Source organism: Ruegeria sp. YTSA108, assembly GCF_059610185.1.
Map to the genome: position 1 here is coordinate 28,411 of NZ_JBXWND010000016.1, position 25,262 is coordinate 53,672.

Annotated in this window: 26 protein-coding genes, 2 tRNA genes and 1 riboswitch; of the genes, 10 read left to right on the forward strand and 18 right to left on the reverse strand. The window is 57.6% G+C overall.

The window, feature by feature from the left end; translation table 11 throughout:
* Positions 1 to 10: 10 nt before the first annotated feature.
* The 3 genes from msrA to AC2FHW_RS17825 form a co-directional block, all read right to left on the reverse strand.
* Complete coding sequence (msrA, locus tag AC2FHW_RS17815) at positions 11 to 520, reverse strand: peptide-methionine (S)-S-oxide reductase MsrA (protein WP_142640270.1); 510 nt, start codon at positions 518 to 520, stop codon at positions 11 to 13.
* A complete protein-coding gene (gene msrB / locus AC2FHW_RS17820) occupies positions 517 to 966 on the reverse strand; it encodes a peptide-methionine (R)-S-oxide reductase MsrB (protein ID WP_142640268.1) in 450 nt (149 codons plus the stop codon). The genes msrA and msrB overlap by 4 nt, the downstream gene beginning before the upstream one ends.
* 93 nt (positions 967 to 1,059) lie before the next feature.
* Positions 1,060 to 1,938 (reverse strand): DMT family transporter, encoded by an 879-nt coding sequence (locus AC2FHW_RS17825; protein WP_496729636.1) that lies wholly within the window; start codon positions 1,936 to 1,938, stop codon positions 1,060 to 1,062.
* Between the two features lie 139 nt (positions 1,939 to 2,077).
* On the opposite strand from AC2FHW_RS17825, the gene AC2FHW_RS17830 reads away from it, so the two are divergent.
* Complete coding sequence (locus tag AC2FHW_RS17830; protein ID WP_142640264.1) at positions 2,078 to 3,274, forward strand: BCCT family transporter; 1,197 nt, start codon at positions 2,078 to 2,080, stop codon at positions 3,272 to 3,274.
* 223 nt (positions 3,275 to 3,497) lie between these two features.
* Here AC2FHW_RS17830 and dxs read toward each other — a convergent pair whose 3' ends face one another.
* The 6 genes from dxs to AC2FHW_RS17860 all read right to left on the reverse strand — a co-directional run bounded on the left by dxs (position 3,498) and on the right by AC2FHW_RS17860 (position 8,754).
* A complete protein-coding gene (gene dxs, locus AC2FHW_RS17835; RefSeq protein WP_281995949.1) occupies positions 3,498 to 5,426 on the reverse strand; it encodes a 1-deoxy-D-xylulose-5-phosphate synthase in 1,929 nt (642 codons plus the stop codon).
* A 16-nt stretch (positions 5,427 to 5,442) separates the two neighbouring features.
* The gene (locus tag AC2FHW_RS17840) at positions 5,443 to 6,309 is read right to left on the reverse strand and encodes a polyprenyl synthetase family protein (protein ID WP_271951699.1); all 867 of its coding nucleotides are present in this window, start codon (positions 6,307 to 6,309) and stop codon (positions 5,443 to 5,445) included.
* The gene (locus tag AC2FHW_RS17845; protein ID WP_496822374.1) at positions 6,310 to 6,552 is read right to left on the reverse strand and encodes an exodeoxyribonuclease VII small subunit; all 243 of its coding nucleotides are present in this window, start codon (positions 6,550 to 6,552) and stop codon (positions 6,310 to 6,312) included. It lies immediately after the preceding gene.
* Complete coding sequence (locus AC2FHW_RS17850) at positions 6,549 to 7,475, reverse strand: histone deacetylase family protein (protein ID WP_271951702.1); 927 nt, start codon at positions 7,473 to 7,475, stop codon at positions 6,549 to 6,551. The genes AC2FHW_RS17845 and AC2FHW_RS17850 overlap by 4 nt, the downstream gene beginning before the upstream one ends.
* A 68-nt stretch (positions 7,476 to 7,543) precedes the next feature.
* Positions 7,544 to 8,245, reverse strand: a complete 702-nt coding sequence (locus AC2FHW_RS17855) for a response regulator (protein ID WP_142640254.1) — start codon at positions 8,243 to 8,245, stop codon at positions 7,544 to 7,546.
* On the reverse strand, positions 8,242 to 8,754 hold the full coding sequence (locus AC2FHW_RS17860; protein WP_142640252.1) for a MarR family winged helix-turn-helix transcriptional regulator: 513 nt from the start codon (positions 8,752 to 8,754) through the stop codon (positions 8,242 to 8,244). The genes AC2FHW_RS17855 and AC2FHW_RS17860 overlap by 4 nt, the downstream gene beginning before the upstream one ends.
* Positions 8,755 to 8,914: 160 nt before the next feature.
* Here AC2FHW_RS17860 and AC2FHW_RS17865 point away from each other — a divergent pair, with 160 nt between their 5' ends.
* Positions 8,915 to 9,781 carry a branched-chain amino acid aminotransferase gene (locus AC2FHW_RS17865; RefSeq protein WP_271951706.1) on the forward strand — a complete coding sequence of 289 codons (867 nt, stop codon included), beginning with the start codon at positions 8,915 to 8,917 and terminating at the stop codon, positions 9,779 to 9,781.
* A 475-nt stretch (positions 9,782 to 10,256) separates the two neighbouring features.
* Here AC2FHW_RS17865 and cobO read toward each other — a convergent pair whose 3' ends face one another.
* The 5 genes from cobO to AC2FHW_RS17890 form a co-directional block, all read right to left on the reverse strand.
* Positions 10,257 to 10,856 (reverse strand): cob(I)yrinic acid a,c-diamide adenosyltransferase, encoded by a 600-nt coding sequence (gene cobO, locus AC2FHW_RS17870; RefSeq protein ID WP_271951707.1) that lies wholly within the window; start codon positions 10,854 to 10,856, stop codon positions 10,257 to 10,259.
* A 56-nt stretch (positions 10,857 to 10,912) separates the two neighbouring features.
* On the reverse strand, positions 10,913 to 11,848 hold the full coding sequence (locus tag AC2FHW_RS17875) for a DMT family transporter (RefSeq protein WP_142640242.1): 936 nt from the start codon (positions 11,846 to 11,848) through the stop codon (positions 10,913 to 10,915).
* Between the two features lie 54 nt (positions 11,849 to 11,902).
* Entirely contained in the window at positions 11,903 to 12,565 is a 663-nt protein-coding gene (locus tag AC2FHW_RS17880; protein WP_271951710.1) for an HD domain-containing protein, read from the reverse strand.
* On the reverse strand, positions 12,549 to 13,649 hold the full coding sequence (gene aroC / locus AC2FHW_RS17885) for a chorismate synthase (RefSeq protein ID WP_271951712.1): 1,101 nt from the start codon (positions 13,647 to 13,649) through the stop codon (positions 12,549 to 12,551). Before aroC ends, AC2FHW_RS17880 begins: the two co-directional genes overlap by 17 nt.
* Positions 13,650 to 13,743: 94 nt before the next feature.
* Positions 13,744 to 14,184 carry a 6,7-dimethyl-8-ribityllumazine synthase gene (locus AC2FHW_RS17890; RefSeq protein WP_142640236.1) on the reverse strand — a complete coding sequence of 147 codons (441 nt, stop codon included), beginning with the start codon at positions 14,182 to 14,184 and terminating at the stop codon, positions 13,744 to 13,746.
* Positions 14,185 to 14,312: 128 nt separating this feature from the next.
* Positions 14,313 to 14,458: riboswitch (FMN riboswitch) on the reverse strand.
* Positions 14,459 to 14,512: 54 nt separating this feature from the next.
* Here AC2FHW_RS17890 and AC2FHW_RS17895 point away from each other — a divergent pair.
* The gene (locus AC2FHW_RS17895; RefSeq protein ID WP_271951721.1) at positions 14,513 to 15,127 is read left to right on the forward strand and encodes an FMN-binding negative transcriptional regulator; all 615 of its coding nucleotides are present in this window, start codon (positions 14,513 to 14,515) and stop codon (positions 15,125 to 15,127) included.
* 13 nt (positions 15,128 to 15,140) lie between these two features.
* Here AC2FHW_RS17895 and AC2FHW_RS17900 read toward each other — a convergent pair whose 3' ends face one another.
* Entirely contained in the window at positions 15,141 to 15,584 is a 444-nt protein-coding gene (locus AC2FHW_RS17900; protein WP_142640232.1) for a c-type cytochrome, read from the reverse strand.
* Between the two features lie 485 nt (positions 15,585 to 16,069).
* Between AC2FHW_RS17900 and petA the strand changes: the two genes are divergently transcribed.
* From petA to AC2FHW_RS17915, 3 genes are read left to right on the forward strand one after another with little or no spacing between them, the layout of a single operon-like run.
* Positions 16,070 to 16,654 carry a ubiquinol-cytochrome c reductase iron-sulfur subunit gene (gene petA / locus AC2FHW_RS17905; RefSeq protein ID WP_142640296.1) on the forward strand — a complete coding sequence of 195 codons (585 nt, stop codon included), beginning with the start codon at positions 16,070 to 16,072 and terminating at the stop codon, positions 16,652 to 16,654.
* An 11-nt stretch (positions 16,655 to 16,665) separates the two neighbouring features.
* Positions 16,666 to 17,997, forward strand: a complete 1,332-nt coding sequence (gene petB, locus AC2FHW_RS17910) for a cytochrome b (protein ID WP_142640230.1) — start codon at positions 16,666 to 16,668, stop codon at positions 17,995 to 17,997.
* 17 nt (positions 17,998 to 18,014) lie between these two features.
* Positions 18,015 to 18,827, forward strand: coding sequence for a cytochrome c1 (locus AC2FHW_RS17915; RefSeq protein WP_496822376.1), 813 nt, complete (start codon positions 18,015 to 18,017; stop codon positions 18,825 to 18,827).
* Between the two features lie 80 nt (positions 18,828 to 18,907).
* Here the strand turns inward: AC2FHW_RS17915 and mtaB are convergent, their stop codons facing one another.
* On the reverse strand, positions 18,908 to 20,164 hold the full coding sequence (mtaB, locus tag AC2FHW_RS17920; protein ID WP_496822377.1) for a tRNA (N(6)-L-threonylcarbamoyladenosine(37)-C(2))-methylthiotransferase MtaB: 1,257 nt from the start codon (positions 20,162 to 20,164) through the stop codon (positions 18,908 to 18,910).
* Positions 20,161 to 21,003: a diaminopimelate epimerase gene (gene dapF, locus AC2FHW_RS17925; RefSeq protein ID WP_496822385.1), complete on the reverse strand. Its 843-nt coding sequence runs from the start codon at positions 21,001 to 21,003 to the stop codon at positions 20,161 to 20,163. Before dapF ends, mtaB begins: the two co-directional genes overlap by 4 nt.
* A gap of 212 nt (positions 21,004 to 21,215) precedes the next feature.
* On the opposite strand from dapF, the gene AC2FHW_RS17930 reads away from it, so the two are divergent.
* Positions 21,216 to 21,291: transfer RNA gene (locus AC2FHW_RS17930), tRNA-Lys, on the forward strand.
* 251 nt (positions 21,292 to 21,542) lie between these two features.
* On the opposite strand, the gene AC2FHW_RS17935 is transcribed toward AC2FHW_RS17930, so the two are convergent.
* Positions 21,543 to 21,618: transfer RNA gene (locus AC2FHW_RS17935), tRNA-Thr, on the reverse strand.
* Between the two features lie 176 nt (positions 21,619 to 21,794).
* On the opposite strand from AC2FHW_RS17935, the gene AC2FHW_RS17940 reads away from it, so the two are divergent.
* The 3 genes from AC2FHW_RS17940 to arsJ are packed head-to-tail and all read left to right on the forward strand — an operon-like array spanning position 21,795 to position 24,879.
* Entirely contained in the window at positions 21,795 to 22,628 is an 834-nt protein-coding gene (locus AC2FHW_RS17940; RefSeq protein WP_271951740.1) for an arsenate reductase/protein-tyrosine-phosphatase family protein, read from the forward strand.
* Positions 22,625 to 23,623, forward strand: a complete 999-nt coding sequence (locus AC2FHW_RS17945; RefSeq protein WP_271951742.1) for an ArsJ-associated glyceraldehyde-3-phosphate dehydrogenase — start codon at positions 22,625 to 22,627, stop codon at positions 23,621 to 23,623. The genes AC2FHW_RS17940 and AC2FHW_RS17945 overlap by 4 nt, the downstream gene beginning before the upstream one ends.
* Entirely contained in the window at positions 23,620 to 24,879 is a 1,260-nt protein-coding gene (gene arsJ / locus AC2FHW_RS17950; RefSeq protein ID WP_496678877.1) for an organoarsenical effux MFS transporter ArsJ, read from the forward strand. Before AC2FHW_RS17945 ends, arsJ begins: the two co-directional genes overlap by 4 nt.
* Positions 24,880 to 25,262 lie beyond the last annotated feature (383 nt).

The window sequence follows — 25,262 nt, forward strand, 5'->3', positions numbered from 1 at the left end:
GGGCTAATCCTTACTCGGCCGCGTCGCGTTTGGGCAGAACCCAATCCGGGCGCGGGAAATGGCAGGTATAGCCGTTCGGGATGCGTTCAAGATAATCCTGATGCTCGGACTCGGCCTCCCAGAAATCGCCAACGGGTTCAATCTCGGTCACGACTTTGCCGGGCCAGATGCCACTGGCATTCACATCGGCAATGGTGTCCAGGGCGACCTGTTTCTGGGCGTCATCGACATAATAAATGGCCGAGCGATAGCTCATCCCCATGTCGTTCCCTTGCCGGTTCACCGTAGTCGGGTCATGGATCTGAAAGAAAAACTCAAGCAGATCGCGATAGGTGGTCACGGTAGGATCGTAAAAGATCTCGATCGCCTCGGCATGGGTGCCATGGTTGCGATAAGTGGCGTTGGGCACGTCTCCACCAGTATATCCGACGCGAGTGCGGAAAACGCCCGGGCGTTTGCGGATCAGATCCTGCATGCCCCAAAAGCAGCCCCCGGCAAGAACGGCGCGATGTTCGGTCATTCGATCTCCTCCACATGAATCAGGAATTCGCCATAGCCTTCGGCTTCCATCTGATCGCGATGGACGAACCGTAATGAGGCTGAGTTGATACAGTATCGCAGCCCGCCATGTTCGCGGGGGCCGTCGGGAAATACATGCCCCAAATGGCTATCGCCATGTTTCGAGCGAACTTCGGTCCGGATCATACCCAGCGAGGCATCGCGCAGTTCTTCAACATGCTCATGCACGATTGGTTTGGTGAAACTGGGCCAGCCGCAGCCGGATTCGTACTTGTGCGCCGAGGCGAACAAAGGCTCACCCGAGACGATATCCACGTAGATGCCGGGTTCTTTGTTATTCAGCAGTTTGCCAGTTCCGGGCCGTTCGGTGCCGCTGTTTTGCGTGACGTGGTATTCCTCGGGCGACAATGCGGCGACGGCCTCAGGGGATTTGGTGTAACGGGTCATTGCTCCTCCGGACTTCTGGTGGTTCGCATAATAGATGGGGATTATTGGCGGAAAGCAAAGGGTGTTCTGCCGGGCTCGCGCAGTTGTGCAAGGTCAGGCTGGTTTTCTGCCGGGTTGGCGAGACAGTTGCACCGCCAGAATGCCCAGTGTTGTGATAAGAACCCCGACCGCATCCAGCGGCCCCAGTTTTTCGCCCAACAAGATCGCGGCGATGGTGACACCAAAGACCGGGTTGAGAAAGTGAAACGTGGCCGCCCGGGTTGCGCCGATCCGATCCAGCAGCAGGAACCAGATGAACGTGGCCAGAAGGCCGGGAAACAGAGTTGTATAGGTGAAGGCCAGGACCAGCGGCACCGTCAAGTGGATATGAATCGTTTCGAATACCGGTGCTGCAACAAACAGAATGGCCGATCCGACCAGCATCTGTAAGCCAACCACCATCATGAAATTCCCGCCCGATGTCGCCCCACGCACTGCGAGCGTGGCAAATGTCAGCGCAAGCGCTCCAATGCCACAAAGCATGACGCCGAACAGATCAACGCCGTCGCCGATCCGACTGCTCATGATCAGAGCAACACCGGCGAACCCGGCACACAGGCCTACAATTCCAACTGGCCGTAATCTGTCGCCCATAAACAGCCAACTGGCCAAGGCAACCAGCAATGGCATGGTCGAGGCGATGATGGCGGCAACAGAGGCCTCGATTGTTTGCATCGCATAGAAGTTTAGGCCCAAATAAAGGGCATTTTGACATATCCCGAACAGGATGGTGGCATACCATTGTGACCGCGTCAGCCGCCAGCTTTGGCCCATCGCCCGTGCAATCACGACGCCAATCAAACCCGAGATCAGAAACCGCAGAGCCAGAGAAAACAACGGCGATGCGTCCGCGACGATGATCCGGGCCGAGGTGAAGGCCGAAGACCAGATAAACGCAAATGTCAGCCCCATGGCCATTGCGCGAAAATCCATCGCGACCCCCTGTTCAGATTTTCGCGCACTGTTGACCGAATAAGCGCGCGCCGCAAGCAGTGCTGTTTTTATTGATTGATCAGCCAATAAACTATAACAGCGTCATGAACTGACATTAATGGGAGGATTGTCGGTGCTATTGGAGTACATACTATCATTTGGCGTCTTGCTGGCGTTGGGCCTTGTTGCCTTCTTTGTGGTGAAGTGGTGGAATCTGCGGATCGTCGGCGTAACGCCGGTTCATCTGTTCACCTTCATCGCGATTCTGTTCACATCCGGGTTGGATGTCGGCCTGATCATGTTTCCGCTGACCGAATTCGGCGGCTATGCCGAAGATCCCGCCTATGCGTTTGCCAACCCACTGGCGATCGAATTCGGGTTCTGGGGCTTTCTGATCTGGGCGTTCTACTTTCTGACCGCGTTCTATTTCTGTGTCATCGAGCCGCGCGTGAAGTTCTTTGAAATCCCGCTGGTCAAGCTGATCAACAATGTGGTCATCATCGGCACCTGCGCTTTCACCGCCAGCCTGTTCCTGATCTACCTGCCCGGCTACCTGCCCGAGGTCGGAGACGGCGAGTCAGTGGTCACCACCTTCTATGTCATCGTGTTTGTCGTCATTCTGGCAGCGGCCTATTCTTCGACCGACCTGAAATACGTGCGTATCCTGTCGGTGGGCTCGACCTTTTTGTTCCTGGCACTGATCCTGGGCATGTGGGTTGCTGCGGGCATGGGCGTGAATGGCTTTGTGGAAACCGGAAGCAATGTTGGTGCCTATTTCACCAACCTGCACAAGTTTGTCCTGCCGCTGACAGATTATCACGCCTTCTACCTGTTCTGGTGGTTTGCCTGGTCGATCATGATCGGCCAGTTCACATCTCGCTTTGTAGGTGGGCTGAAGACCTGGCAGCTACTGGCTGCTCTGCTGATCTTTCCGTCGATACCTTTGGCGATCTGGTTCACCGTTCTCTACTATTACCACCTGAACGGCATCAGCACCGCAGGCATCACCAACATTGCGATGGTGATTGTGGGCGTGACCTTCGTGATCAACTCACTGGATTCTTTGATCAGGCTCTATACGGACAACCTGAACATGACAGTCGCCCGCTTTGGTAAAGCGATCTATGTGGCGGGCAATGTTGTGCTGCTGTTCGTCCTGACCTTGCTGTTCCAAAGCCAGTGGTTGCAGATCCAGTGGATCGGCGCAGTTGTTGTCGGCCTCTATCTGGCCTGTGTGGTTTATATCCTGATCACCAAACGCAAAGAGGTGCTGAGCATAACTGGGATGCCCGAAGACCGTGATCTGGATTTCCACAAGGTCGAGACGGTTCACTGATCAACATCGAGAAAAAGCTAATACGGGCGCCTTGGTGCCCGTATTTTTTTGGCCGCGACTGTGTAAGCGATGCGGAAAGGGTCAAAAAGGCCAAACAAAGCGACACGTGTGAAATCACAAACTTGCAATATCTTTTACTTATGTTGGCTTAGTTCAATCGTCACTCACTGGAGAGCTCTCTTGAGGTTCCATCTTCCTTGGAGTTGATAACCTTAATGGCCCCTCAGGCGCGTTTTTCACCAATCGTGGCCACACCCAGAACAGACAGGACCTTGGCCTCGATCTGTTCGGCATTCATACCGGCAACCGCATACATATCCGCCGGGTTTGCCTGATCAATGAAGATATCCGGAAACACCATCGAGCGGTATTTAAGGCCCTGATCAAACACACCCTCATCGGCCAGTAGCTGCGCCACATGGCTGCCGAAACCGCCAATCGCACCCTCTTCGATGGTGATCAGCGCCTCGTGATTGGCGGCCAGATTCAGGATCAGGTCGCGGTCCAGCGGTTTGGCGAAACGTGCATCGGCGATGGTGGGGGTGATGCCGCGTGCGGATAGGGCCTCGGCGGCTTTTTGTACCTCGGCCAGGCGCGTACCGAATGACAGCAATGCCACACGCGCGCCCTTCTGAATTATCCGGCCTTTGCCGATTTTAAGCACTTCACCACGCTCGGGCAGGTCCACGCCCACGCCTTCACCGCGGGGATAGCGGAAGGCGATCGGGCCTTCGTTGTGGGCGACGGCGGTGGCCACCATATGCATCAGCTCGGCCTCATCTGCGGCGGCCATCACGACCATGCCCGGCAGGTTGGCCAGATAGGCAATGTCAAACGATCCGGCATGGGTCGCCCCATCAGCGCCCACCAGACCAGCGCGGTCGATGGCAAATCGCACGGGCAGGCGCTGAATGGCCACATCATGCACGACCTGATCATAGCCGCGCTGCAGGAAGGTCGAATACATGGTGCAGAACGGCTTCATCCCGCCCGCAGCCAAAGCCGCCGAGAACGTCACACCATGCTGTTCCGCAATCGCTACATCGAAACAACGTGACGGGTAGCGTTCGGCAAACAGGTTCAACCCGGTTCCATCGGGCATGGCGGCGGTGACGGCGACGATCTTGTCGTCCCGCGCGGCTTCTTCCACCAGGGTCTTGCCGAAGACCGACGTATAAGAGGGTGCGTTTGACGGCGCCTTCTTTTGCTCACCCGTCACAACATCGAATTTCGCGGTCGCGTGACCCTTGTCGCGGGCCTGCTCGGCAGGGGCATAGCCCTTGCCCTTTTTTGTCAGCACATGGATCAGGATCGGTCCGGTGGCCCGCGTCTTGACCGTGCGCAGCACCGGCAACAGCTGATCCATGTCGTGTCCGTCAATCGGGCCGAGATAGGAAAAGCCCAGTTCTTCGAACAAAGTACCGCCTACGGCCATGCCCTTGAGCATTTCCTTGGCGCGTTTGGCGCCTTCGCGGAACGGTTCCGGCAACAAGGACACCGCGCCCTTGGCGGCGGCCTTCAGATCGTGGAACGGTTCTTCGGCATAAATGCGCGACAGATAACTGGACAGGGCGCCAACCGGCGGTGCGATGCTCATTTCATTGTCGTTGAGGATAACGATCAGGCGCTTTTTCAGGTGGCCCGCATTGTTCATCGCCTCAAACGCCATACCCGCCGACATCGAGCCATCGCCGATTACCGCAATCGCATCGCCCAGACCTTCGGGCGTCACGCCACCCAGATCTCGCGCCACGGCAAAGCCAAGGGCCGCACTGATCGAGGTGCTGGAATGCGCCGCGCCAAACGGGTCATAGGGGCTTTCGCTGCGCTTGGTGAACCCGCTCAACCCACCGGGTTGGCGCAGGGTACGGATCCGGTCGCGCCGCCCGGTCAGGATTTTATGCGGATAGCACTGGTGCCCGACATCCCAGATGATTTTGTCACGCGGCGTATCGAATACCGCATGCAGCGCGGTGGTCAGTTCCACCACGCCCAGACCCGCACCCAGATGCCCGCCGGTGACCGACACGGCCGAGATCGTCTCGGCCCGTAATTCCTGCGCCACCTGATGCAGCTGCGCGTCCGAAAACTGCCGCAGGTCGGCCGGGCGGTTCACAAGATCCAGCAGAGGAGTGTTCGGGCGGTCAGACATATGGCGCGTTCCTGGCTTAGCTGTCCCGGGCAATAACGAAGCGGGCGGCGTCCTTCAAGGTTTCAGCCGACGCGCCATAGCCTTCCAACGCGGCGCAGGCCTGTTCCACCAGCTCCGCGGCACGGGTTCTGGCGGCGTCGAGGCCCAGCAGAGACACAAACGTGGCCTTTCCCGCCTCGGCATCCTTCTGAAGGCGCTTGCCCGCAATTTCGGCGTTACCCTCTATATCCAAGATGTCATCTGCGATTTGAAAAGCAAGACCAAGGGATTGGGCATATTGGCGCAAGGGCGCAAGATCAGCTTGGGCCAGACGCGCGCCGGCGCATGCAGACCACTCGATCAGCGCTCCGGTTTTTCCTGCCTGCAAATGGGTGATTTCTTCCAGCGTCAGCGGAGAGTCTGCCGATTCCGCCGCGATATCCAGCGCCTGGCCCAGCACCATGCCCTGCGCTCCGCTTGCCTGCGCCAGAGACAAGGCCAATTCCGCGCGAATTTCGGCGGGGCCAATTTCGGGACGGGTGCAAAGTTCGAATGCCAGCGCCTGCAATGCGTCGCCTGCCAGAACCGCGATGCCCTCATCCCATTTCACATGAACTGTCGGGCGCCCGCGACGCAAATCGTCGTTATCCATGCAGGGCAGGTCATCATGCACCAGAGAATAGGCGTGCAACGCCTCGATCCCCGTGGCAGGCCAGATCGCACGCGCTGTATCCACATCATGCAGCCGCGCGCTTTCCAGCACCAAAAACCCGCGCAGACCTTTGCCGCCTTGCGTGGCATAGGCCATCGCCTGTGTCACATCCAGATCGTCCAGCGCGCCCAGAACCAGATCAAAATGGCCCTGAATCAGCGTTGCATCCTGCGCCAGTCTTCCGCGAAACATTTACTGACCTTCGACAACCGTCGTCCCGGTCGGTTGACCATCGGCGTCAAAGGTGATCGCGGCCACTTTTTCCTCGGCCCGCTTCAGTTCATCCTCGCAGCGTTTCTTCAGCGCTGCACCCCGTTCATACAAGGCGATGGACTGGTCCAGCGCCACATCTCCACGCTCCAGCTGGCCGACAACGGCCTCAAGCTCCTTCATCGCCTGTTCGAATGTCATCTGGTCAACGGGTGTATCTGTCATCGGGCTGCCTTCATCAACTCTTCCACATGGGCACGTGTGGCCTCGGCCAGCGCTTTCAGATCATACCCGCCCTCCAAAGTCGAGACGATACGTCCCGCGCAATGCTGATCGGCAATCTTGCACAATTCGGCAGTGATCCAGGCGAAATCTTCGGTGGCCCAGTTCAGATTGGCCAGCGGATCATCCTGATGGGCGTCAAACCCGGCAGAGATTATGATCAGCTCGGGTTTGAAGGCGCGCAGTCTCGGGAAAGCCATTGTTTCATAGGCGGCGCGCATCTCGGCGCCGCCGGTTCCGGGAGACAGTGGAATATTCAGGACGTTCTCAAAGGCGCCGGTCTCGTCGGCGCGGCCTGATCCCGGCCACAAGGGCATCTGTTGGCTGGTGATCACCAACGCGCGCGCCTCATCCCACAGCAAATCCTGCGTGCCATTGCCGTGATGCACATCGAAATCCACCACAGCGACGCGGCGCAGACCGTGATGATCCAACGCGTGTTTCACCCCCAATGCGGCGTTGCCGAACAGGCAGAACCCCATAGCGGTTTCATTCTCGGCGTGATGGCCGGGAGGGCGAATGGCACAGAACGCATTTGGGGCTTCTCCGCCCAGCACTAAATCCACGGCTTTTACCACAGCCCCTGCAGCCCTATAGGCCGCATCTACAGATCCCGGCGACATGAATGTATCGCCGTCCACCTGCCGGAATCCCTCTGTCGGGCGACTTTTGCGGATGTCGCGAATATGGCTTTCGGGGTGAATACGCAGCAGGTCATCATCGGCTGCAAGCGGCGCGGTCACACGATCCAGGTCCAGCCTATCCAGCGCATGAAGGATATGTTCCAGTCGCGCGATTTGTTCCGGATGCCCCTCGGGTGTCACGTGCCCAAGACAATCCGCATGGGTCAAAAGGGCAGTTTTCATCACAATCCCCTGTTCATCTGGTCAAAATACCTTCGCCGAAGGCAAAGAACCGCCACGCAGCGGCTCAATCAATCCGGTGCCAGCATGTACCCGGCCCCGCGCACGGTCTGCAGGTACCGGGGTTGTTTCGGGTCTTGCTCGATCTTGCGTCTCAGCCGTGTGATCTGCACATCCACGGCACGCTCCTGCGCCTGACCCTTGTCACGGCCCAGATCCTCGACCAGCTTGGCGCGACTGATAGGGGCGCCGGGTTGGGCCGAGAAGATCTTCATCAGCTGGCTTTCCGTTGCGGTTAGGCGGACCGTTTCTTCGCCCCGCCACATCTCACCGCGCTCAACATCATAGCGGATCGGGCCGAGATGCAGAATCTTGGTTGCGGCATCCTGTGCCGGGGTTTCCGGCATCCGGCGCAGGATCGCATTGATCCGCAACAAAAGCTCTTTGGGCTCGAACGGTTTGGCCAGATAATCATCGGCCCCCGCCTCAAGCCCGGCGATACGGTGTTCGGTTTCGCCCCGCGCCGTCAGCAACAGGATCGGGGTGGTGTGGGTCTCGCGCAAGGCTCTGGTCAGGCTGACACCATCTTCGCCGGGCATCATCACATCCAGAACGATCATGTCGAAATCCAGCCCCGACAGCACCCGACGTGCATGGGCCGCATCCCGCGCCGCGGTCACCAGAAACCCGTTTCGCATCAGGAATTTCTTGAGCAGATCGCGAATACGCTCGTCATCGTCAACGATCAACAGATGGGCGTCCATATCACTCATGAGGTCGTATCCCGCAATTTGGTATAGGCATGACGCATATCAGCATCCATCATTGCTTCAAGCACTTTGCGAAACCCAGACACCGCTTCTGGGCCTGCGTCCTTATAGGCCGCGCGCATCCGCACGCGCTGGGCCTCGGACAGCCTGGTTTCAAGCGCCCTCCCGGCTTCGGTCAGAAACAGGTGCCGTTCGCGCTTGTCCACTGTACCGACCCTGCTTTCGACCAACCCATCGTCAATCAATGTCCGAAGGACCCGGTTCAGAGACTGTTTCGTCACTCCTAGAATAGCAAGCAGGTTATTGACGGTCGTCCCCGGCGCGCGATTTATAAAGTGGATAGCACGGTGGTGTGCCCGCCCATATGCCAGCTGTGTCAGAATGCGATCCGGGTCCGCCGTGAACCCGCGATAGGCGAAAAACATCGCCTCGATCCCCTGCCGCAGCTGTTCATCCGTAAGAAACAACAGGCTTTCTCCGCCAAAGGCCTGGGCGGGGCGGGTATCTGACATATTCTGCCTCATTCGTTACACAGGTCCGAGTTTATGTCAGCGTTGTTGACATTCCAAGAGCGGACAGGTATCGAATCGCAGTTTTTGCGCAACTTTATGTCCACTTCGGACCTATATTGCGCAATAATCGGAATATTCAACCCAGGCAGGGAGGTTTCGCATGGCGGGGTATGATGATCGTGACGGTGTCATCTGGATGGATGGAGAACTTGTGCCCTGGCGCGAGGCGAATGTCCACATTCTGAGCCATGCGATGCACTATGCGTCTTCGGTCTTTGAGGGCGAGCGGGCCTATAACGGCAAAATTTTCAAAAGTCGGGAGCATTCTGAACGGCTGGTCGCCTCGGCCGAGGCGCTGGACATGCCGATGCCCTATACGATCGACCAGATCGAAGCGGCAAAGGAAGACGCGCTGAAGGCAAGTGGCTTGCAGGACGCCTATGTCCGTGCGCTGGTCTGGCGTGGTTCGGGCGAGGATATGGGTGTGGCTTCGGCCAAGAACCCGGTCCGCATGGCCGTAGCGGTCTGGCCCTGGGGTGCCTATTACGGCGACGCCAAGATGCAGGGCGCCAAGCTGGATATCGCGGAATGGAAGCGGCCCAGCCCTGAGACCATCCCGGTCCATGCCAAGGCGGCTGGGCTTTACATGATATGCACCATTTCCAAGCATAAGGCCGAGGCCAAGGGCTGCTCGGATGCGCTGTTCATGGACTGGCGTGGTTATGTTGCCGAGGCGACCGGGGCGAACGTCTTCTTTGTGAAGGACGGCGAAGTTCATACCCCGTTGGCCGATTGCTTTTTGAACGGGATCACCCGCCAGACAGTGATCCAGATGCTAAAAGACAAAGGCATCACGGTGCATGAGCGCCGCATCAAACCTGAAGAGATGGCCGATTTTGAACAATGCTGGCTGACCGGTACTGCGGCCGAGGTCACGCCTGTGGGCCAGATCGGCGACTATACGTTTGAGGTCGGTGACCTGACCCGCGAGATTGCCGCCGATTACGAAAAACTGGTCCGGGCATAACCCGCAACCAAATTGAAACCCCGCCTTGGCGGGGTTTTATGCTTTTGGGCAACCGTCAACAGGTTCGGTTAGATATGTGAGTGCGCAAACTACCTTACAATGACCGAATTGGAGCCCAAACTTCCTATGGTCGGATGAGTTCCACGCAATTCATTTCGTAGTACAGATAAGCCCATGAAGAGGCTAGCAGCAAACCGAAACAAGCAGACACGACGGCCAAGCCCTTCTTACTGTTTTTCCAGAAAGTGAGCGAGATAGCCTATGCCACAAGGGCAATTAACCAGCTTTCCCAGTCGAAATATATGGACCGCAAACATTCTTCATAAGTCATTTAGTTTCGGTTCCATGTCGAGTTTACGTCTGGAATTCAAGCTGGCTTTCAAAGTTTTGCCAATGACCGCATAGTCCGCTCATCAAACCTTGCGCTAGCATTCCCTCAACCCGGCCTACCCGCTCTGTAAAACTGACTCTAATCCTAGAAATCGACGCCACGCTGGGCTTTGATCCCGGCTTGAAACGGGTGCTTTTCCTCGGTCATTTCGGTAACCAGATCGGCATAGTCGCGCAGCGCCTGTGGCGCATCGCGACCAGTCAGGAACACGCTGGTCTTGTCAGACCGCGCCTTGAGCCCGTCGATCACCTGATCGACAGTCAGATATTCATAGCGCAGGGCAATATTGATCTCGTCCAGAACGACCAGATCATACTCACCGCTTTCCATCAGTGCCCGCGCCTTGTCAAAAGCGGCGTTGGCAGCAGCGATATCGCGTTCGCGGTCCTGAGTGTCCCAGGTAAAGCCTTCGCCCATCGTGTGCCAGGTGACCAAGTCGCGCTCTTCAAAGAACCGTCGCTCACCGGTTTTCCACTTGCCCTTGATGAACTGTACGACGGCAACTTTCTGACCCCATCCCAGCGCTCGGATCACGACACCAAACGCGGCCGAGGATTTGCCCTTGCCCTTGCCGGTATTGATCAGCACCAGACCACGGCCCGGGTCGACGGCCTCGGACACTTTTTTGCGGTGCTTGGCCTGCACCTGCTGCATCTTTTCTTTGTGATCCTGCGCGTCGCTCATTCGGGCACCTCTGTGATTGTTGGGCCCAAACTAGGGCAAGATTGAAAAAGGTAAAGTCACGCTTTGTGATCGGTCAGGGACCGGGCCTTGCCGCGTTCCAGCCCCAGCTGGTGTTCGCGCCAGATCACGACCACATTGCCCGCAATCACCAGCGTCGCACCCAACAGGATCGCAAGCGTCGGCAGCTCATCAAACCAGATATAGCCGATGAATATGGCAAACAGCATGGTGGTATAGTCATAAGGCGCCAGCATTGAGGCCTGACCAAAGCGATAGGACGAGGTGACCAGAATCTGTGCAACACCGCCGATCAACCCCATTATGATCATAATTAGAGCCTGATTAAGTGTTGGCATGGTCCAACCCCAAAACGCGGTCAGAGCTGAAAGCAGGGTAGCGGTCATCGAGAAATAGAACACGATCGCGGCCGGGTGATCCACCTTGACCAACTGCCGGATATGGATCTGAACAAAGGCACGGGCGAGTGTGGCCGCCAGCACGCAAAGCGCCCCGATTGTGGCTGCCATCTCCATCTGGGTGGTGCCCAGCCTGGGCCAAACCATAATCAGCACGCCCAACAATCCCAGCGCGACGGCACCGATGCGGATCATGCGAATGCGCTCGCCCAGAATCAGCGCGGCTAGAATCAGGGTGAAGATCGGCGTGGCATAGCCTATCGCTGTTACCTCGGGGAGTGGCAACAGGCTGAGACCCGTAAAGGTCAAACCCATGGCGCTAGTGCCCAGAACGCCGCGCCAGAAATGACCCATCGGCTTTTTGACCACAAAGCCCTGCGCCAGCTCTCCGCGCCAAAGCAACCAGGCAATGATAACGGGAATGGCGAAGAGCGACCGGAAAAACACCAGTTCGCCGGGCGGGAAATCTTCGGACAGGGCTTTGACCAGTGCAGACATTGAGGTAAACAGAACCAACGCGGCCAGTTTCAGGCCCACTGCAAGCATGGGTCGGTGGGAAGTCAGGGATTGTGCCATTGGCCGAGAACCTGAGCCTTTGACTGCGAAAGATCAACGATTGGATTGTACCAATCAGGCAGATTTCCACGTGTCGGGCAGGGGTTGGCCGATCTCTTCGCTGAACGCCTCAAGAAACCGGATCATCCGTGCCACACGCGCCTGTGCCAATTCGCGCCCGGTGGGCGTCAGCATGTCTGCCGGCAGGCTCAACAGTTTGACCTTCCAGTGATCAATCGAGAATTGCTGATCATTCAGATCGCGGGCAGTGGCAAAAGCATCCTCGGGATCATACAGGTCGCGACCTAGATCACCTGAAACAGCGAAGTTGCGCGCAATGCCGATGGCCCCCAGCGCATCCAGCCGATCTGCGTCGCGAAGGATGCGGGCCTCGGGCGTTTCAGGCAGTATCCCGGCCGAGAAACTATGTGCGGCGATGGCGTGTTGAGTGGCATCGATTTCAGGCTGAGAAAACCCCAATTTCGCTAGAATAGGCTCTGATTCAGCCGCAGATTGGCGTGAGGCGAGGTGACGATCAGGGTCATCTTTGGGCAAGTTGACCAGGTCATGAAGATAGCTTGCCGCAAGCAGAACCCGAATATCTGCTTGCGTGTCCGCGATGGCCTGTACATTGATCCAAACGCGATCCAGATGCGCCAGATCATGGGCAGGATCTGTTTTCATGCGCTGCGCGACGATGCCGCGCAGCCGGGCGCGCAGCTCAGCCGATATGGCCACGGTTCTCGCCGATCTGACCCCGGTGCAAGAGCAGGTGGTCAAGGATTACGCAAGCCATCATCGCTTCGCCAACCGGAACCGCACGGATGCCGACACAAGGGTCATGGCGGCCTTTGGTGATGATCTCGGTCTCTTCTCCAGACTTGGTGATCGTTTTGCGCGTGGTCAGAATCGACGAGGTCGGTTTGACCGCAAAGCGTACGACTATATCCTGCCCGGTCGAAATCCCGCCCAGTATGCCGCCTGCGTGGTTCGAGCTGTATTGCGGGCCATTCTGCCCCATGAAGATTTCATCGGCATTGGCCTCGCCGGTCAGTTCAGCGGCGGCCATGCCTTCGCCGATCTCAACACCTTTGACAGCGTTGATCGACATCATCGCGGCGGCCAGATCAGTGTCTAACTTGGCATAAACTGGCGCACCAATCCCGGCAGGGACACCACGCGCAACGACCTCAACCACTGCTCCGACCGAATTGCCGGACTTGCGTAACCCGTCTAAATAGGCGGCCCAATCTTCAGCGGCTGTCGCATCGGGCGTCCAGAATGGGTTCTGTTCAATCTGTGACCAATCGAAATTCGTGCGGTCGATCTTATGCGGGCCGATCTGGGTCATGTACCCGGTGATCTGCACATTCGGCGCGATCTGCTTGATCGCTTCGCGGGCCAGGCCCCCGGCGGCAACGCGCGAGGCGGTTTCGCGCGCCGAACTGCGGCCACCGCCGCGATAATCGCGGATACCGTATTTTTGCCAATAGGTGATATCAGCATGGCCCGGGCGGAACTTTTCCATGATATCGCCGTAGTCTTTTGACCGCTGATCGGTGTTCTCGATCATCAGCTGGACCGGAGTTCCGGTCGTCTGCCCTTCGAACACGCCGGACAGGATTTTCACCTGATCGGGCTCGCGCCGCTGGGTGGTGTATTTATTCTGTCCTGGTTTGCGCTTGTCCAGCCAGTGCTGGATCACCTCTGCGTCGATGGTCACCCCCGGCGGGCAGCCATCAACAGTGGCACCCAAGGCGGGCCCGTGGCTTTCACCCCAGGTGGTGACGCGGAAAAGATGGCCAAAGCTGTTCATCGACATAAGGCGTGCTCCTTCTGAGCATCGTGATTAGCGGGCAAGGCCCGTAGCCTCAAGCGGATTTGCGGTTGGGGCCCAGCACCCCAACCCTTTCCGGTCAAGCCGCCGAGGACAGCTGCGTCCGCATGGCGGTGATTTTCAACGCCGCCTGTGCCGCCTCGCGCCCCTTATCCACGAAATGCGCGCGGTAGATGGTATTGTGGTGGTCCGTCTCTTGATACTGGTGCGGCGTCAGCGAAACAGACAGAACCGGAACACCGGTATCCAGACCTGCGCGCATCAGCCCATCGACCACAGCTTGCGCCACGAAATCATGCCGGTAGATGCCGCCATCCACCACAAAGGCCGCGCAGGTCACAGCTGCATAGCGCCCAGTCTGGGCAAGATCGCGGGCCAGCAGGGGCATTTCGAACGCGCCTGGAACGTCGAACACGTCCACCTGATCGGCGGGTATCAATTCCAGAAACCCGTCGAGTGCACGGTCGACAATATCGGCATGCCAGCTGGCCTTAACAAACGCATAACGGGTGTGTGTCATCAAGATCTCCTTCCGGTTTGGTGGTTTGCTGGCGGTTGCGAAAACCGGTTCCCACTTTTCGCTGCCAGCACGACATGACACGTCACCCAAGGCGATCACGAGCAGGCGCGCGGGGTTACCGGCACACTGCACGTTCTCTTTCATCCGGACTGTAACCGTCGGCTCTGGCCTCTCACCAGATCTGCTGACACCCCGAAAAGGGGCCGCTCGCGGGCTTACGGGTTATCGCCCGCATACCGCCGGTGGGGAATTCCGCCCCGCCCTGAGAACGAGGCGCACCTTGCCAATAGGTGCGCGGTTCTGCAAGAGCTTTTGCAGGAGGACCGCAATGCACCCCAATCCCGCCTTCCGCGCCGAGGATCGTGACCGTCATATTGCTTTTGCGCGCGAGCGCGCATTTGGTGTTTTGGCTTTGTCAGCGGACCAAGGGCCTTTGCTTAGCCATGTGCCGTTTCTGTTGTCAGAAGATGGCGCAGAAGCATCGCTGCATCTGGTGCGGTCCAATCCGATCGTCCGGGCATTGAATGAACCGCGCACGGTTCGAATCGCTGTATCAGGGCCTGACGGATATATCTCGCCCGACTGGTACGGGATTGAGGATCAGGTGCCCACTTGGAACTATGTGGCGGTGCACCTGACCGGAACGCTTTCGCTTCTTCCGCAGGACGCGTTGCGCGATTTACTCGATCGTCAGTCGGATTTTTATGAGCGCCGGTTGAACCCCAAGCCACCCTGGAGCGCCAGCAAGATGAGCGCGGAGGCTCTGGACAAGATGATGCGCATGATTGTGCCCTGCAAGTTGCAGGTAGATGACATTCAGGGCACCTGGAAGCTGAACCAGAACAAGCCGGACGATGTCCGTCTAGCCGCCGCAGATCATGTGGCGGTAGACGGGTTCGGAAGCGAGACCACTCACCTCGCCGCGCTCATGCGGTCTAGGTGAGCGGACGGGCTGGTCAGTTGCTGAAGGTCGCCAGATAAGCGGCGACATCCTCAGCCCCTTTTTTCAGTTTGACGCTCATGTTCGGACGGGCGGTTTCGTCATCCAGATAATCCCTCAGGAAAACAATCGGGTCCTGCGAATATTCGACGATGTTTTCCTGTGTCCAGACCAGCCCTTCCTGGCCAGCACGGATCATGTCATCGGTGTACATCCCGATTGGTAGGCGTTCGCTTCCGTTCAGGTAATCGGTTTCTGTTCCGGCCACCCGGCCTACGACCCCATAGAGATTCGGCCCGGTGATGCCGCCTTTGACCAGAACTTTTCCATCTTTGATAATTGCATGGCACGAAGAGCACCGATTGTAGAGGCTTTCCCCCTTTGCCGGATCGCCGGCGGCGATGGATTGCGATGAAAGGGTCAGGGCGAAGGTTAGAGTGGCTGTAAAAAGCTTTGGCATGGAAAAATCCCGTTAAGGTTGGTCCTGTTACAGGCCCTTGGGACATTCCAGCCAAATGTGCAATCGAATTGAGACTCGTCTAGTGTGTTGAAAAATATCTATTTTTAACTCATTATTTTAGCCAAGGTAGATTCAATCGAAGTGGATTTTTGCGTGGCAAAATCAGGTCAGAATTTTGCAGATCTTCGCCGGTCAACAGTCTTCGGTTCTGTGTTGTGAGGGTGTTTTCGTTGCCTGGTTGCCATCCGAATCACTCCGTGAACCACCCGCGCGGCAGGGCAAACCTTCACGGGTAATCCGGCCCATCCCTTGAAAAAAACGCCTTTCGTTGTGACATGAATGCCAAGATGCGGCGTAGTGCGCGCCTATGACCGCTGGACGAACCGATTTCTCCCGGATAGATAGCCGCGATGAGACGCCGCTTTGATGCGGTGCTGATGCATGTTTGCCCGGTATTGCCGGGCGCCGGAATCGGAGAAAACCTCGTGTCCCACGCAGAAGACCACGAAGGCACCCGCAGAGATTTCCTCTACTACGTCGCAGGCGGCGCAGGTGTCGTTGCGACGGGTGCAGCCGTATGGCCCCTGATCAACCAAATGAACCCCTCGGCAGACGTTCAGGCCCTGTCCTCGATCCGCGTGGATGTGAGCGGTGTCGAGCCCGGAACCCAGCTGACCGTCAAATGGTTGGGCAAACCCGTGTTCATCCGTCACCGCACCGGTGTCGAAATCGACGAAGCGCAGAAGCAGGACGCCGATGGCGTGGATGCCCTGCCTGACCCGCTGGCCCGTAACTTCAATCTGAATGCTGATGCACCGGCCACGGATGCAAACCGCGTGATGCCGTCGCCGGAAGGCGAAGCCGCAGGTGCCTGGATCGTCCAGATGGGCGTCTGTACTCACCTCGGTTGTGTCCCGCTGGGCGATGCTGGCGACTTTGGCGGCTGGTTCTGCCCCTGCCACGGTTCGCATTACGATATGGCTGGCCGTATCCGCAAAGGTCCTGCACCTGAAAACCTGCCCGTTCCGCCCGCTGAGTGGACGGACGCCAGCACCATCAAACTCGGCTAAGGGAGACCCAGATGTCCGGAATTCCCCACGATCACTATGAGCCGAAGACAAGTGGCGAGAAGTGGCTGAACAGCCGCCTGCCCATCGTCGGCCTGATCTATGACACCCTGATGATCCCAACCCCCAAGAACCTGAACTGGTGGTGGATCTGGGGCATCGTCCTGGCGTTTTGCCTGGTCCTGCAAATTGTCACCGGTATCGTTCTGGTGATGCACTACACTCCGCATGTTGATCTGGCCTTTGCCAGCATCGAGCACATCATGCGCAACGTGAATGGCGGCTATATGCTGCGGTATCTGCACATGAACGGCGCATCGCTGTTCTTTGTCGCGGTATACATCCACATATTCCGCGGCCTGTTCTATGGCTCGTACAAAGCCCCGCGCGAGGTTACGTGGATCATCGGGATGCTGATTTATCTCTGTATGATGGGCACTGCCTTTATGGGCTATGTTCTGCCCTGGGGTCAGATGTCCTTCTGGGGTGCGACCGTGATCACCGGCCTGTTTGGTGCGATACCGTTTGTGGGTGACGCGATCCAGACTTGGCTGCTGGGCGGACCGGCTGTGGACAACGCCACGCTGAACCGCTTCTTCTCGCTGCACTACCTGCTGCCCTTTGTAATTGCGGCGCTGGTCATCGTGCATGTCTGGGCTTTCCACACCACCGGCAACAACAACCCGACAGGTGTTGAGGTTCGCCGCGGTTCGAAAGCCGAGGCTGAGAAAGACACGCTGCCCTTCTGGCCTTACTTCGTGATCAAGGACCTATTCGCACTGGCGGTCATCCTGGTTGTGTTCTGGGCGATTGTTGGTTTCATGCCGAACTATCTGGGCCACCCGGATAACTACATCGAAGCCAACCCGCTGGTAACACCGGCACATATCGTGCCCGAATGGTACTTCTTGCCGTTCTACGCGATCCTGCGTGCCTTTACCGGCGAGGTCTGGGTTGTTCAATTCGCCAGCTTCATCACCGGCGGCATCATTGACGCCAAGTTCTTTGGTGTTCTGGCGATGTTTGGTGCGATCCTGGCTATGGCTCTGGCGCCGTGGCTGGACACGTCGACCGTACGTTCGGGTAAATACCGGCCGATGTTCAAATGGTGGTTCTACCTGCTGATCGTCGACTTCTTTGCCCTGATGTGGCTGGGTGCGATGCCCGCAGAAGAGCCCTATGCGACTTTCTCGTTAATCGCATCGGCCTACTGGTTCGGCTATTTCTTCGTGATCCTGCCGGTTCTGGGTGTCATCGAAAAACCCGATGCACAGCCGGAAACCATCGAAGAAGACTTCAACGCGCATTATGGCAAGGCTGACGCCGACGCCACGCCGGCCGAGTAAGAAGAGGGACCGGAAACATGTTCAAGAAACTTGCAATCGGTGCCGCGTTTGCCATCGCCCTTGCTCCTGTCGCGTCCCACGCGGCAGGCGGCGGCGAGCAGCATATCGAGGATTTCCAGTTTTCGTTCGAAGGGCCGTTTGGCACCTGGGACAAGCACCAGCTGCAGCGCGGCCTTCAGATCTATACCGACGTCTGCGCCGCCTGCCACGGTCTGAAATATGTGCCGCTGCGGACGCTGGAAGACCTGGGCTATTCCGAAGAGGAAGTTATCGCTTATGCTTCTCAGTTCGTTGTGTTCGACGAAGAGCCTAACAGAGCGGCGCTTTTTGATCCGGATACTGAAGAGCTTCGCATTTTGAAGCCAACAGATCATTTTCCGACCAATAACTCGCAAAATGCGCCGGACCTAAGCCTGATGGCCAAGGCCCGCGCCGGGTTCCATGGCCCTTATGGAACCGGGATCAATCAGCTGGTCAAAGGTATGGGCGGGCCGGAATATATCGCCTCACTTTTGACCGGATATACCGGTGAGACAAAAGAAGAGGCCGGATCGGTTCTGTACGAAAACACCGCCTTCCCCGGTGGTTGGATTTCGATGGCGCCACCCTTGGCGGATGAGCAGGTCGAGTTTGCCGATGGCCACGCAAATGACGTCGAGCATATGTCGGAAGACGTTGCAGCCTTCCTGATGTGGACGGCTGAACCGAAGATGATGGAGCGTAAGTATTCGGGCTTTGTCGGTGTTGTCTTCCTGACGCTTCTGTCGGTCCTGCTGTACCTGGTCAACAAGCGTCTGTGGGCAGGCGTTAAAGGCAAGAAGAAACACTAAGCGCCTTTCCAGAAAAGTTAGAAACCCCCGCGCCACTGGCAGCGGGGGTTTTTTTGTTGCTTGGGGGTGGAAGGGGCGGATCAGGCGCTGAGCTGTGTTGCGGAGCGGCCGGTGATGGTGGCGGTCACGACTTGCCCTTCGGATTGAGCGGTTTTGAACGTGACTTCGGTGAACTGCTCGGTCCGGCCCATATGCGGGTTTTCCATCAGGATGTGATGTATCTTGCCAACCTGGGCGGTCAGGTGCTTGGCAATCTGCACCTCGCCAGCGGCACGCAGACGGGCGGCGCGGGTTTTGATGACATTGCCGTTGACCTGCTGCGGAATGCGGGCAGCGGGTGTACCTTCGCGTTTGGAGTAGGGGAAGACATGCAGCCATGTCAGATCGCAATCGGCAACCAGCCTTAGCGAGTTTTCGAAATGGGCCTCGGTCTCGGTCGGGAAACCGGCGATGATGTCAGCGCCAAAGGTCATCTCGGGGCGCAGTTTGCGGGCCTCTTGGGTAAAGCGGATCGCATCGTCACGCAAATGGCGGCGTTTCATCCGCTTCAGGATCAGATCGTCGCCATGCTGCAGCGACAGATGCAAGTGAGGCATCAGGCGGGGTTCTGTGGCAATGGCCTGCATCAGGTTTTCATCGACCTCGATCGAATCGATCGAGCTGATCCGGAGGCGCGGCAAATCGGGCACCAGTTTGAGGATGCGCATAACCAGATCACCCAGCTTTGGCTGGGCAGGCAGGTCAGCCCCCCATGAGGTCAGGTCGACGCCGGTCAGAACGACCTCATTATAGCCCTTATCGACCAGACGCTTGATCTGGTCCACAACAACGCCCGCGGGGACGCTGCGCGAATTACCGCGGCCATATGGGATGATGCAGAAGGTACAGCGGTGGTCACAGCCATTCTGAACCTGTACATAGGCGCGGGACCGAGTGCCAAACCCGTCGATCAGGTGGCCAGCGGTTTCGGTAACCGACATGATGTCATCAACCTGGACGGCCTCGGTTTCACCAATGAAATCCGCCGCCATACCTTTCCAGGTTTCGGGTCGCATCTTTTCCGTGTTGCCAATGACGGCATCGACCTCTTCCATCTGGGAAAAGGTCTGCGGTTCTGTCTGCGCAGCGCAGCCGGTCACAATCAGCCGGGCATTCGGGTTTTCGCGGCGCAGTTTGCGGATTTCCTGCCGGGCCTTGCGCACTGCCTCGGCGGTCACGGCGCAGGTGTTCACCACCACCGCATCGGTCAGACCGGCCTGTTGCGACAGCTCTTTCATCGCCTCGGTCTCATAGGCGTTCAGGCGGCAGCCCAGCGTGGCGAATTTGGGCGGGTTCATCCCAGCGACCTCAGGAATTCCGGCGTCAGCAGGCCTGAGAAGACATGGGCGGTAGGGCCGGTCATCCAGACGCCATCGTCGCGCCAATCAATCCAAATCGTGCCGCCGTCCAGCTCGATCTGAACCTTGCGTCCGGTCAGGCCGCGCCGGGCTGCGGCCACGGCCGTTGCGCAGGACGAAGAGCCAGAGGCCAGGGTGATGCCAACGCCCCGTTCCCATACGCGCATGCGGATATGATCCGGACCGATCAGCTGTGCCACTTGTACATTGGTCCGTTCTGGATAGAGCGGATGATATTCATACCGTGCGCCGAACTCTGCCAGCGGAATCGCCTCGGCATTGTCGACAAAGAAGGTGCAATGCGGGTTTCCCATGCCGGTGGCGGTTGGGGCGCCTTCGATCGGCAGTTCCAAGGTGTCCACGTCTTCGGTCAGTGGAATCTCGTGCCAGTTCAGCTGCGGCAGTCCCATATTAACCGAAGTCAGCCTGTCCCCCGCATCGCTTGCATAGAGCGTTCCCCGCTCGGTGGTCAGGGTCAGGGTCTGTTTGCCGGTTTCCTCCATCAGAAACCGCGCGATACAGCGGGTGGCATTGCCACAGGCGGCCGAGGTCGAGCCATCGGCGTTGTAGAACACCAGATGGGCATCTGATGCGCCGTTTTCGATGACGGCGAGCTGATCAAAGCCGACCCCAAATTGCCGATGCCCAATGGCTTGAGCCAAGGCTGGTGTCACCCCGACCTCATGCGCGCGCGCATCCACAATGACAAAGTCATTGCCCAGCCCATGCATCTTCATAAAGGGCAATCCGGTGTTCTGAATTCCTTGCATGGCGGGCATATAACGTTGCTGCGGATGGGAATCCACCCTGTGGCGCAGATTCGTGAAAAAAGGGGTTGACCCCCTTGCGCCACCTGCCTAAGTAGGCCGCCTATCGGGACGCCGTTTCGAAAGAAACTACAGGCGTAACGAGGTGTGAAATAAGGTCTTGAACCCAGTCGGGAAAATGCCTTACAGAGCGCCACGGATCCAAAGGATCCAAACAAAAGAGTGGGCCGTTAGCTCAGTTGGTAGAGCAACTGACTTTTAATCAGTGGGTCGCAGGTTCGAATCCTGCACGGCTCACCACTTTTTACATAGCACCAACGCGTTACGCAGGATCAGATTGATGCGAACGTATAACCACACCGCATGTGCAATGATCTGCCGAGGAGATCCGTGGCGATTGTAGCTTATCGGCGATGGCTGCTTCGATGTCACCTTCGTCCAATTACGGGTGTGAGAATCCAAACGGCAAGTTGGCGGGACAAAACCCTTCGAACTGCAGAAATCACTTTACGTTCAAGGGTTTGCGACTTCTGTTAGCCTCTGAATGTAAATGGTGCCTCAAGAGGGACTCGAACCCCCGACCTTGTCCTTACGAAGGACCTGCTCTACCAGCTGAGCTATTGAGGCAAGCGAGGCTCATTTAAACCCTCGTGCGGGTGCTTGCAAGCGGTGAAACCCCGGGTTTCATGACCTCAGAAGCACCTGTTTCCGCATTTTGTTATCACCGTTCATTGAGGGTCCGGCGCGCACTGGAAATCGGAACCGGGTTGACTGCAGTTATATATTTCTATATTTCATGAAATATGGAAATAATAGCAACAGAACAACTGGCGACTTTGGGTCACCCGCAACGGCTTTCAGTGTTTCGCATGTTGATGCGACGCTTTCCTGACGCTGTCCCGGCCGGAGAGCTTGCCTTGGGGCTGGGGATCAAGCCCAACACATTATCGAACTATCTGAACGCGTTGCGACAGGCGGGGCTGGTCCGGCAGAATCGGTCTGGTACCTCTTTGCTCTACTCGATCGAGATGCAGAATGTGCAGCAGATGCTGGATTACCTACTGAACGATTGCTGCCGCGGACGCCCCGAAATCTGTATCCCGTCAGGCTGGGAAAGCGACAGATCAGCGGACCGAAAATATAACGTTCTTTTCCTGTGCGTTGGCAATTCCGCCCGTTCGATATTTGCTGAATCTATCCTTCGCGCGCTGGCGGGTGAGCGTTTCAACGCATATTCTGCGGGAACGCAGCCTTCATCCGGGCTCAACCCTATAGCGGTGCAGGTCCTTAAGGACAAAGGGCATGATGTTTCGGCTCTGCGCTCGAAACATATCTCAGAATTTGCCACCTCTGACGTGCCCGAGATGGATTTTGTCTTTACCGTCTGCAATCAGGCCGCGAATGAGGAATGCCCGGCCTGGGATGGCCAGCCGATCAGCGGTCACTGGGGCGTGGTCGACCCGGTCATGGCGACAGGCACGAAGGCTGAAAAAAGCCTGGCCTTCCAGAACGCCTATGGTTCGCTCAGGCGCAGGATCGAGGCCTTTACCTCGCTGCCGGTCGAAAGCCTCGACCGGATCGCCTTGCAATCTGCTGTCGACGATATTGCCAGAACATCTGACGAGGACATGACATGACAACCTACGCTGTGAATGGCCTTGGCCGGATGGGCAAGCTGGCCCTGAAACCACTATTGGAGAAAGGCGCAAAGATCGCCTGGATCAATGACGGGATCGGTGATCCTGAAATGCACGCACATTTGCTGGAATTTGATACGGTTCATGGACGCTGGGAAGCAGATTTTGACTATGACAAAGACAGCGTCACCATAGAGGGTATGCGCTTGCCGTTTGTCGGTACCCGCGACCTGAACGCGCTGCCACTGGACGGGGTCGACGTGGTGATTGACTGCACTGGCGCCTTCAAAACCGAGACCAAGCTGGCGCCATATTTTGATGCAGGCGTCAGGAAGGTTGTCGTCTCGGCACCGGTCAAGGATGGCCCGACCGCCAATATCGTGATGGGCGTGAACGAAGGTACATATGATCCGAGCGCGCATCACATCGTGACGGCTGCGTCCTGCACCACCAACTGCCTGGCGCCGGTGGTCAAGGTGATCCACGAAAATCTGGGCATTCGGCACGGGTCGATGACCACGATCCATGATGTGACGAATACGCAGACCATCGTGGACCGACCCGCCAAAGACCTGCGCCGCGCGCGCTCGGCCCTGAATTCGCTGATCCCAACCACCACCGGCTCGGCCACGGCAATCACCCTGATCTACCCCGAGCTAACAGGCCGGTTGAACGGCCACGCGGTCCGGGTGCCGCTGCTGAATGCCTCGCTGACCGATTGCGTGTTCGAAGTGGAGCGGGAAACAACCGTCGAAGAGGTCAACGCGTTTTTCAAAGAAGCCGCCGATGGAGATTTGAAGGGTATTCTGGGCTATGAGACCCGCCCTCTGGTCTCGACAGACTATACCAATGACCAGCGTTCTTCGATCATCGATGCCCCGTCGACCATGGTGGTGAACGGCACCCAGGTAAAGATCTACGCCTGGTATGACAATGAGATGGGATACGCGCACCGTCTGGTCGACGTCGCGCTCATGGTCGGAGCCGCGCTGTGACCCAGCGGCCCGAAGGTTTGTCGGCCTATATCGCGGTCACGGCAGCCTATTGGGCATTCATGCTGACCGACGGCGCGCTTCGTATGCTGGTGCTGCTGCATTTTCATACGATGGGCTTCTCGCCGGTCCAGCTGGCCTATCTGTTTGTTCTGTATGAAATTGCCGGTATCGGCACCAATCTGGCGGCGGGCTGGATTGCGGCTCGGTTCGGGTTGACCTCGACGCTCTATGCGGGGCTTGGCCTGCAGGTGGGGGCGTTGCTGTTGCTGACACAACTAGACCCTAATTGGGCAATTCCTGCCAAAGTGGCCTTTGTCATGATCGTTCAGGGTGCCAGCGGCGTGGCCAAGGATCTGGCCAAGATGTCTTCGAAATCCGCCGTGAAACTGCTGGCCCCGACCGAGGATGGCGGCCTGTTTCGCTGGGTTGCCCTGCTGACCGGGTCCAAGAACGCGGTCAAAGGGCTGGGCTTTTTGCTGGGTGCAGGTCTGCTGGCCACGTTTGGCTTTAACTGGGCGGTGCTGGCCATGGCTATGGTGCTGGGCGTCATCATGATCGCGGTCGTTCTATTCATGCCGCCGGGCCTGCCCAAAGGGCGTAAAGACGCAAAATTCTCTGAGGTTTTTTCGAAATCCCCCAATATCAACTGGCTGTGCCTGTCCCGCCTGTTTCTGTTTGGCGCGCGCGATGTGTGGTTTGTGGTCGGGATTCCGATCTATTTCTATGCGGTGCTTTCCGACGGGTCCGAAACCGGGAACCGAGCGGCCTTTTTCATGATCGGGACATTCATGGCGGCCTGGATCATCCTATACGGCGCAGTTCAGGCCAGCGCCCCGAAGATCCTGCGCGCCTCTGACCGGTCCGAGCCCCAATTGATCCGCGCCGCGCGCGATTGGGCCGTAGCCCTGTTCTGCGTGCCTGCCGCCCTGACCGTCGCTGTGGCCTTATCCTCGGGGCCCGCCACTTGGCTGACCATTACGCTGGTGATCGGCTTGCTGATCTTTGGAGTGATCTTTGCCGTGAACTCCTCGCTGCACTCCTATCTGATCCTGTCCTTTTCTCAGGCCGAGCGGGTCACGATGGATGTCGGTTTCTATTACATGGCCAACGCGGCCGGCCGATTGCTGGGCACAGTGCTGTCTGGCCTCACTTACCAGATCGGTGGTTTGGCAATGGTTCTGGGAACAGCCGCAACAATGGTCGCTCTGTCCGCGATGGCCTCGGACAGGATGCAGGACCGTTTGGCGGTGGGTTAGCATTCTCACCAAACTTGCTCGCGAATGCGGCATGGACTTCATAATTTTTGCGGATGAATTCTGTGACAGGACAAGTGGAATTAGCCCCTACATGTTACGCTATCCGGTAGAAACGCTTTGTTGGCGATGCCGCAGGGCATTTCAGCGGATCCAATTTGTTGTTTCAAAATCTCAGTGGCACACTCGGGAAGCGCGCAAAGCCACGCGTTCGAAAGCTCACTGAAGCAAAAGACTATTTTGATTGGTACCCAAGCAATAAGGCTTGCAGTGGTTCGTGGCCGACCGCTCAGCCTTAACAATCCGATATCACTGCCCAGAGGCATTTGACCTGGAATGCCACCACTCGAGTTGCATGAGGTCCGAGCATCAGCATTCCTTGGTCG

Bases quoted from the DNA above. Each gene is read 5' to 3' on its own strand.
- aroC (WP_271951712.1), bottom strand. From the start codon at position 13,649: ATGTCGATGAACAGCTTTGGCCATCTTTTCCGCGTCACCACCTGGGGT.
- mtaB (WP_496822377.1), bottom strand. From the start codon at position 20,164: ATGAACCCGCCCAAATTCGCCACGCTGGGCTGCCGCCTGAACGCCTAT.
- AC2FHW_RS17915 (WP_496822376.1), top strand. From the start codon at position 18,015: ATGTTCAAGAAACTTGCAATCGGTGCCGCGTTTGCCATCGCCCTTGCT.
- AC2FHW_RS17825 (WP_496729636.1), bottom strand. From the start codon at position 1,938: ATGGATTTTCGCGCAATGGCCATGGGGCTGACATTTGCGTTTATCTGG.
- AC2FHW_RS17855 (WP_142640254.1), bottom strand. From the start codon at position 8,245: ATGAGTGATATGGACGCCCATCTGTTGATCGTTGACGATGACGAGCGT.
- dapF (WP_496822385.1), bottom strand. From the start codon at position 21,003: ATGCCCGCCATGCAAGGAATTCAGAACACCGGATTGCCCTTTATGAAG.
- AC2FHW_RS17875 (WP_142640242.1), bottom strand. From the start codon at position 11,848: ATGGCACAATCCCTGACTTCCCACCGACCCATGCTTGCAGTGGGCCTG.
- petB (WP_142640230.1), top strand. From the start codon at position 16,666: ATGTCCGGAATTCCCCACGATCACTATGAGCCGAAGACAAGTGGCGAG.
- dxs (WP_281995949.1), bottom strand. From the start codon at position 5,426: ATGTCTGACCGCCCGAACACTCCTCTGCTGGATCTTGTGAACCGCCCG.
- AC2FHW_RS17900 (WP_142640232.1), bottom strand. From the start codon at position 15,584: ATGCCAAAGCTTTTTACAGCCACTCTAACCTTCGCCCTGACCCTTTCA.
- AC2FHW_RS17865 (WP_271951706.1), top strand. From the start codon at position 8,915: ATGGCGGGGTATGATGATCGTGACGGTGTCATCTGGATGGATGGAGAA.
- msrA (WP_142640270.1), bottom strand. From the start codon at position 520: ATGACCGAACATCGCGCCGTTCTTGCCGGGGGCTGCTTTTGGGGCATG.
- AC2FHW_RS17860 (WP_142640252.1), bottom strand. From the start codon at position 8,754: ATGTCAGATACCCGCCCCGCCCAGGCCTTTGGCGGAGAAAGCCTGTTG.
- AC2FHW_RS17845 (WP_496822374.1), bottom strand. From the start codon at position 6,552: ATGACAGATACACCCGTTGACCAGATGACATTCGAACAGGCGATGAAG.
- msrB (WP_142640268.1), bottom strand. From the start codon at position 966: ATGACCCGTTACACCAAATCCCCTGAGGCCGTCGCCGCATTGTCGCCC.
- AC2FHW_RS17945 (WP_271951742.1), top strand. From the start codon at position 22,625: ATGACAACCTACGCTGTGAATGGCCTTGGCCGGATGGGCAAGCTGGCC.
- AC2FHW_RS17940 (WP_271951740.1), top strand. From the start codon at position 21,795: ATGGAAATAATAGCAACAGAACAACTGGCGACTTTGGGTCACCCGCAA.
- AC2FHW_RS17850 (WP_271951702.1), bottom strand. From the start codon at position 7,475: ATGAAAACTGCCCTTTTGACCCATGCGGATTGTCTTGGGCACGTGACA.
- AC2FHW_RS17895 (WP_271951721.1), top strand. From the start codon at position 14,513: ATGCACCCCAATCCCGCCTTCCGCGCCGAGGATCGTGACCGTCATATT.
- AC2FHW_RS17840 (WP_271951699.1), bottom strand. From the start codon at position 6,309: ATGTTTCGCGGAAGACTGGCGCAGGATGCAACGCTGATTCAGGGCCAT.
- cobO (WP_271951707.1), bottom strand. From the start codon at position 10,856: ATGAGCGACGCGCAGGATCACAAAGAAAAGATGCAGCAGGTGCAGGCC.
- AC2FHW_RS17890 (WP_142640236.1), bottom strand. From the start codon at position 14,184: ATGACACACACCCGTTATGCGTTTGTTAAGGCCAGCTGGCATGCCGAT.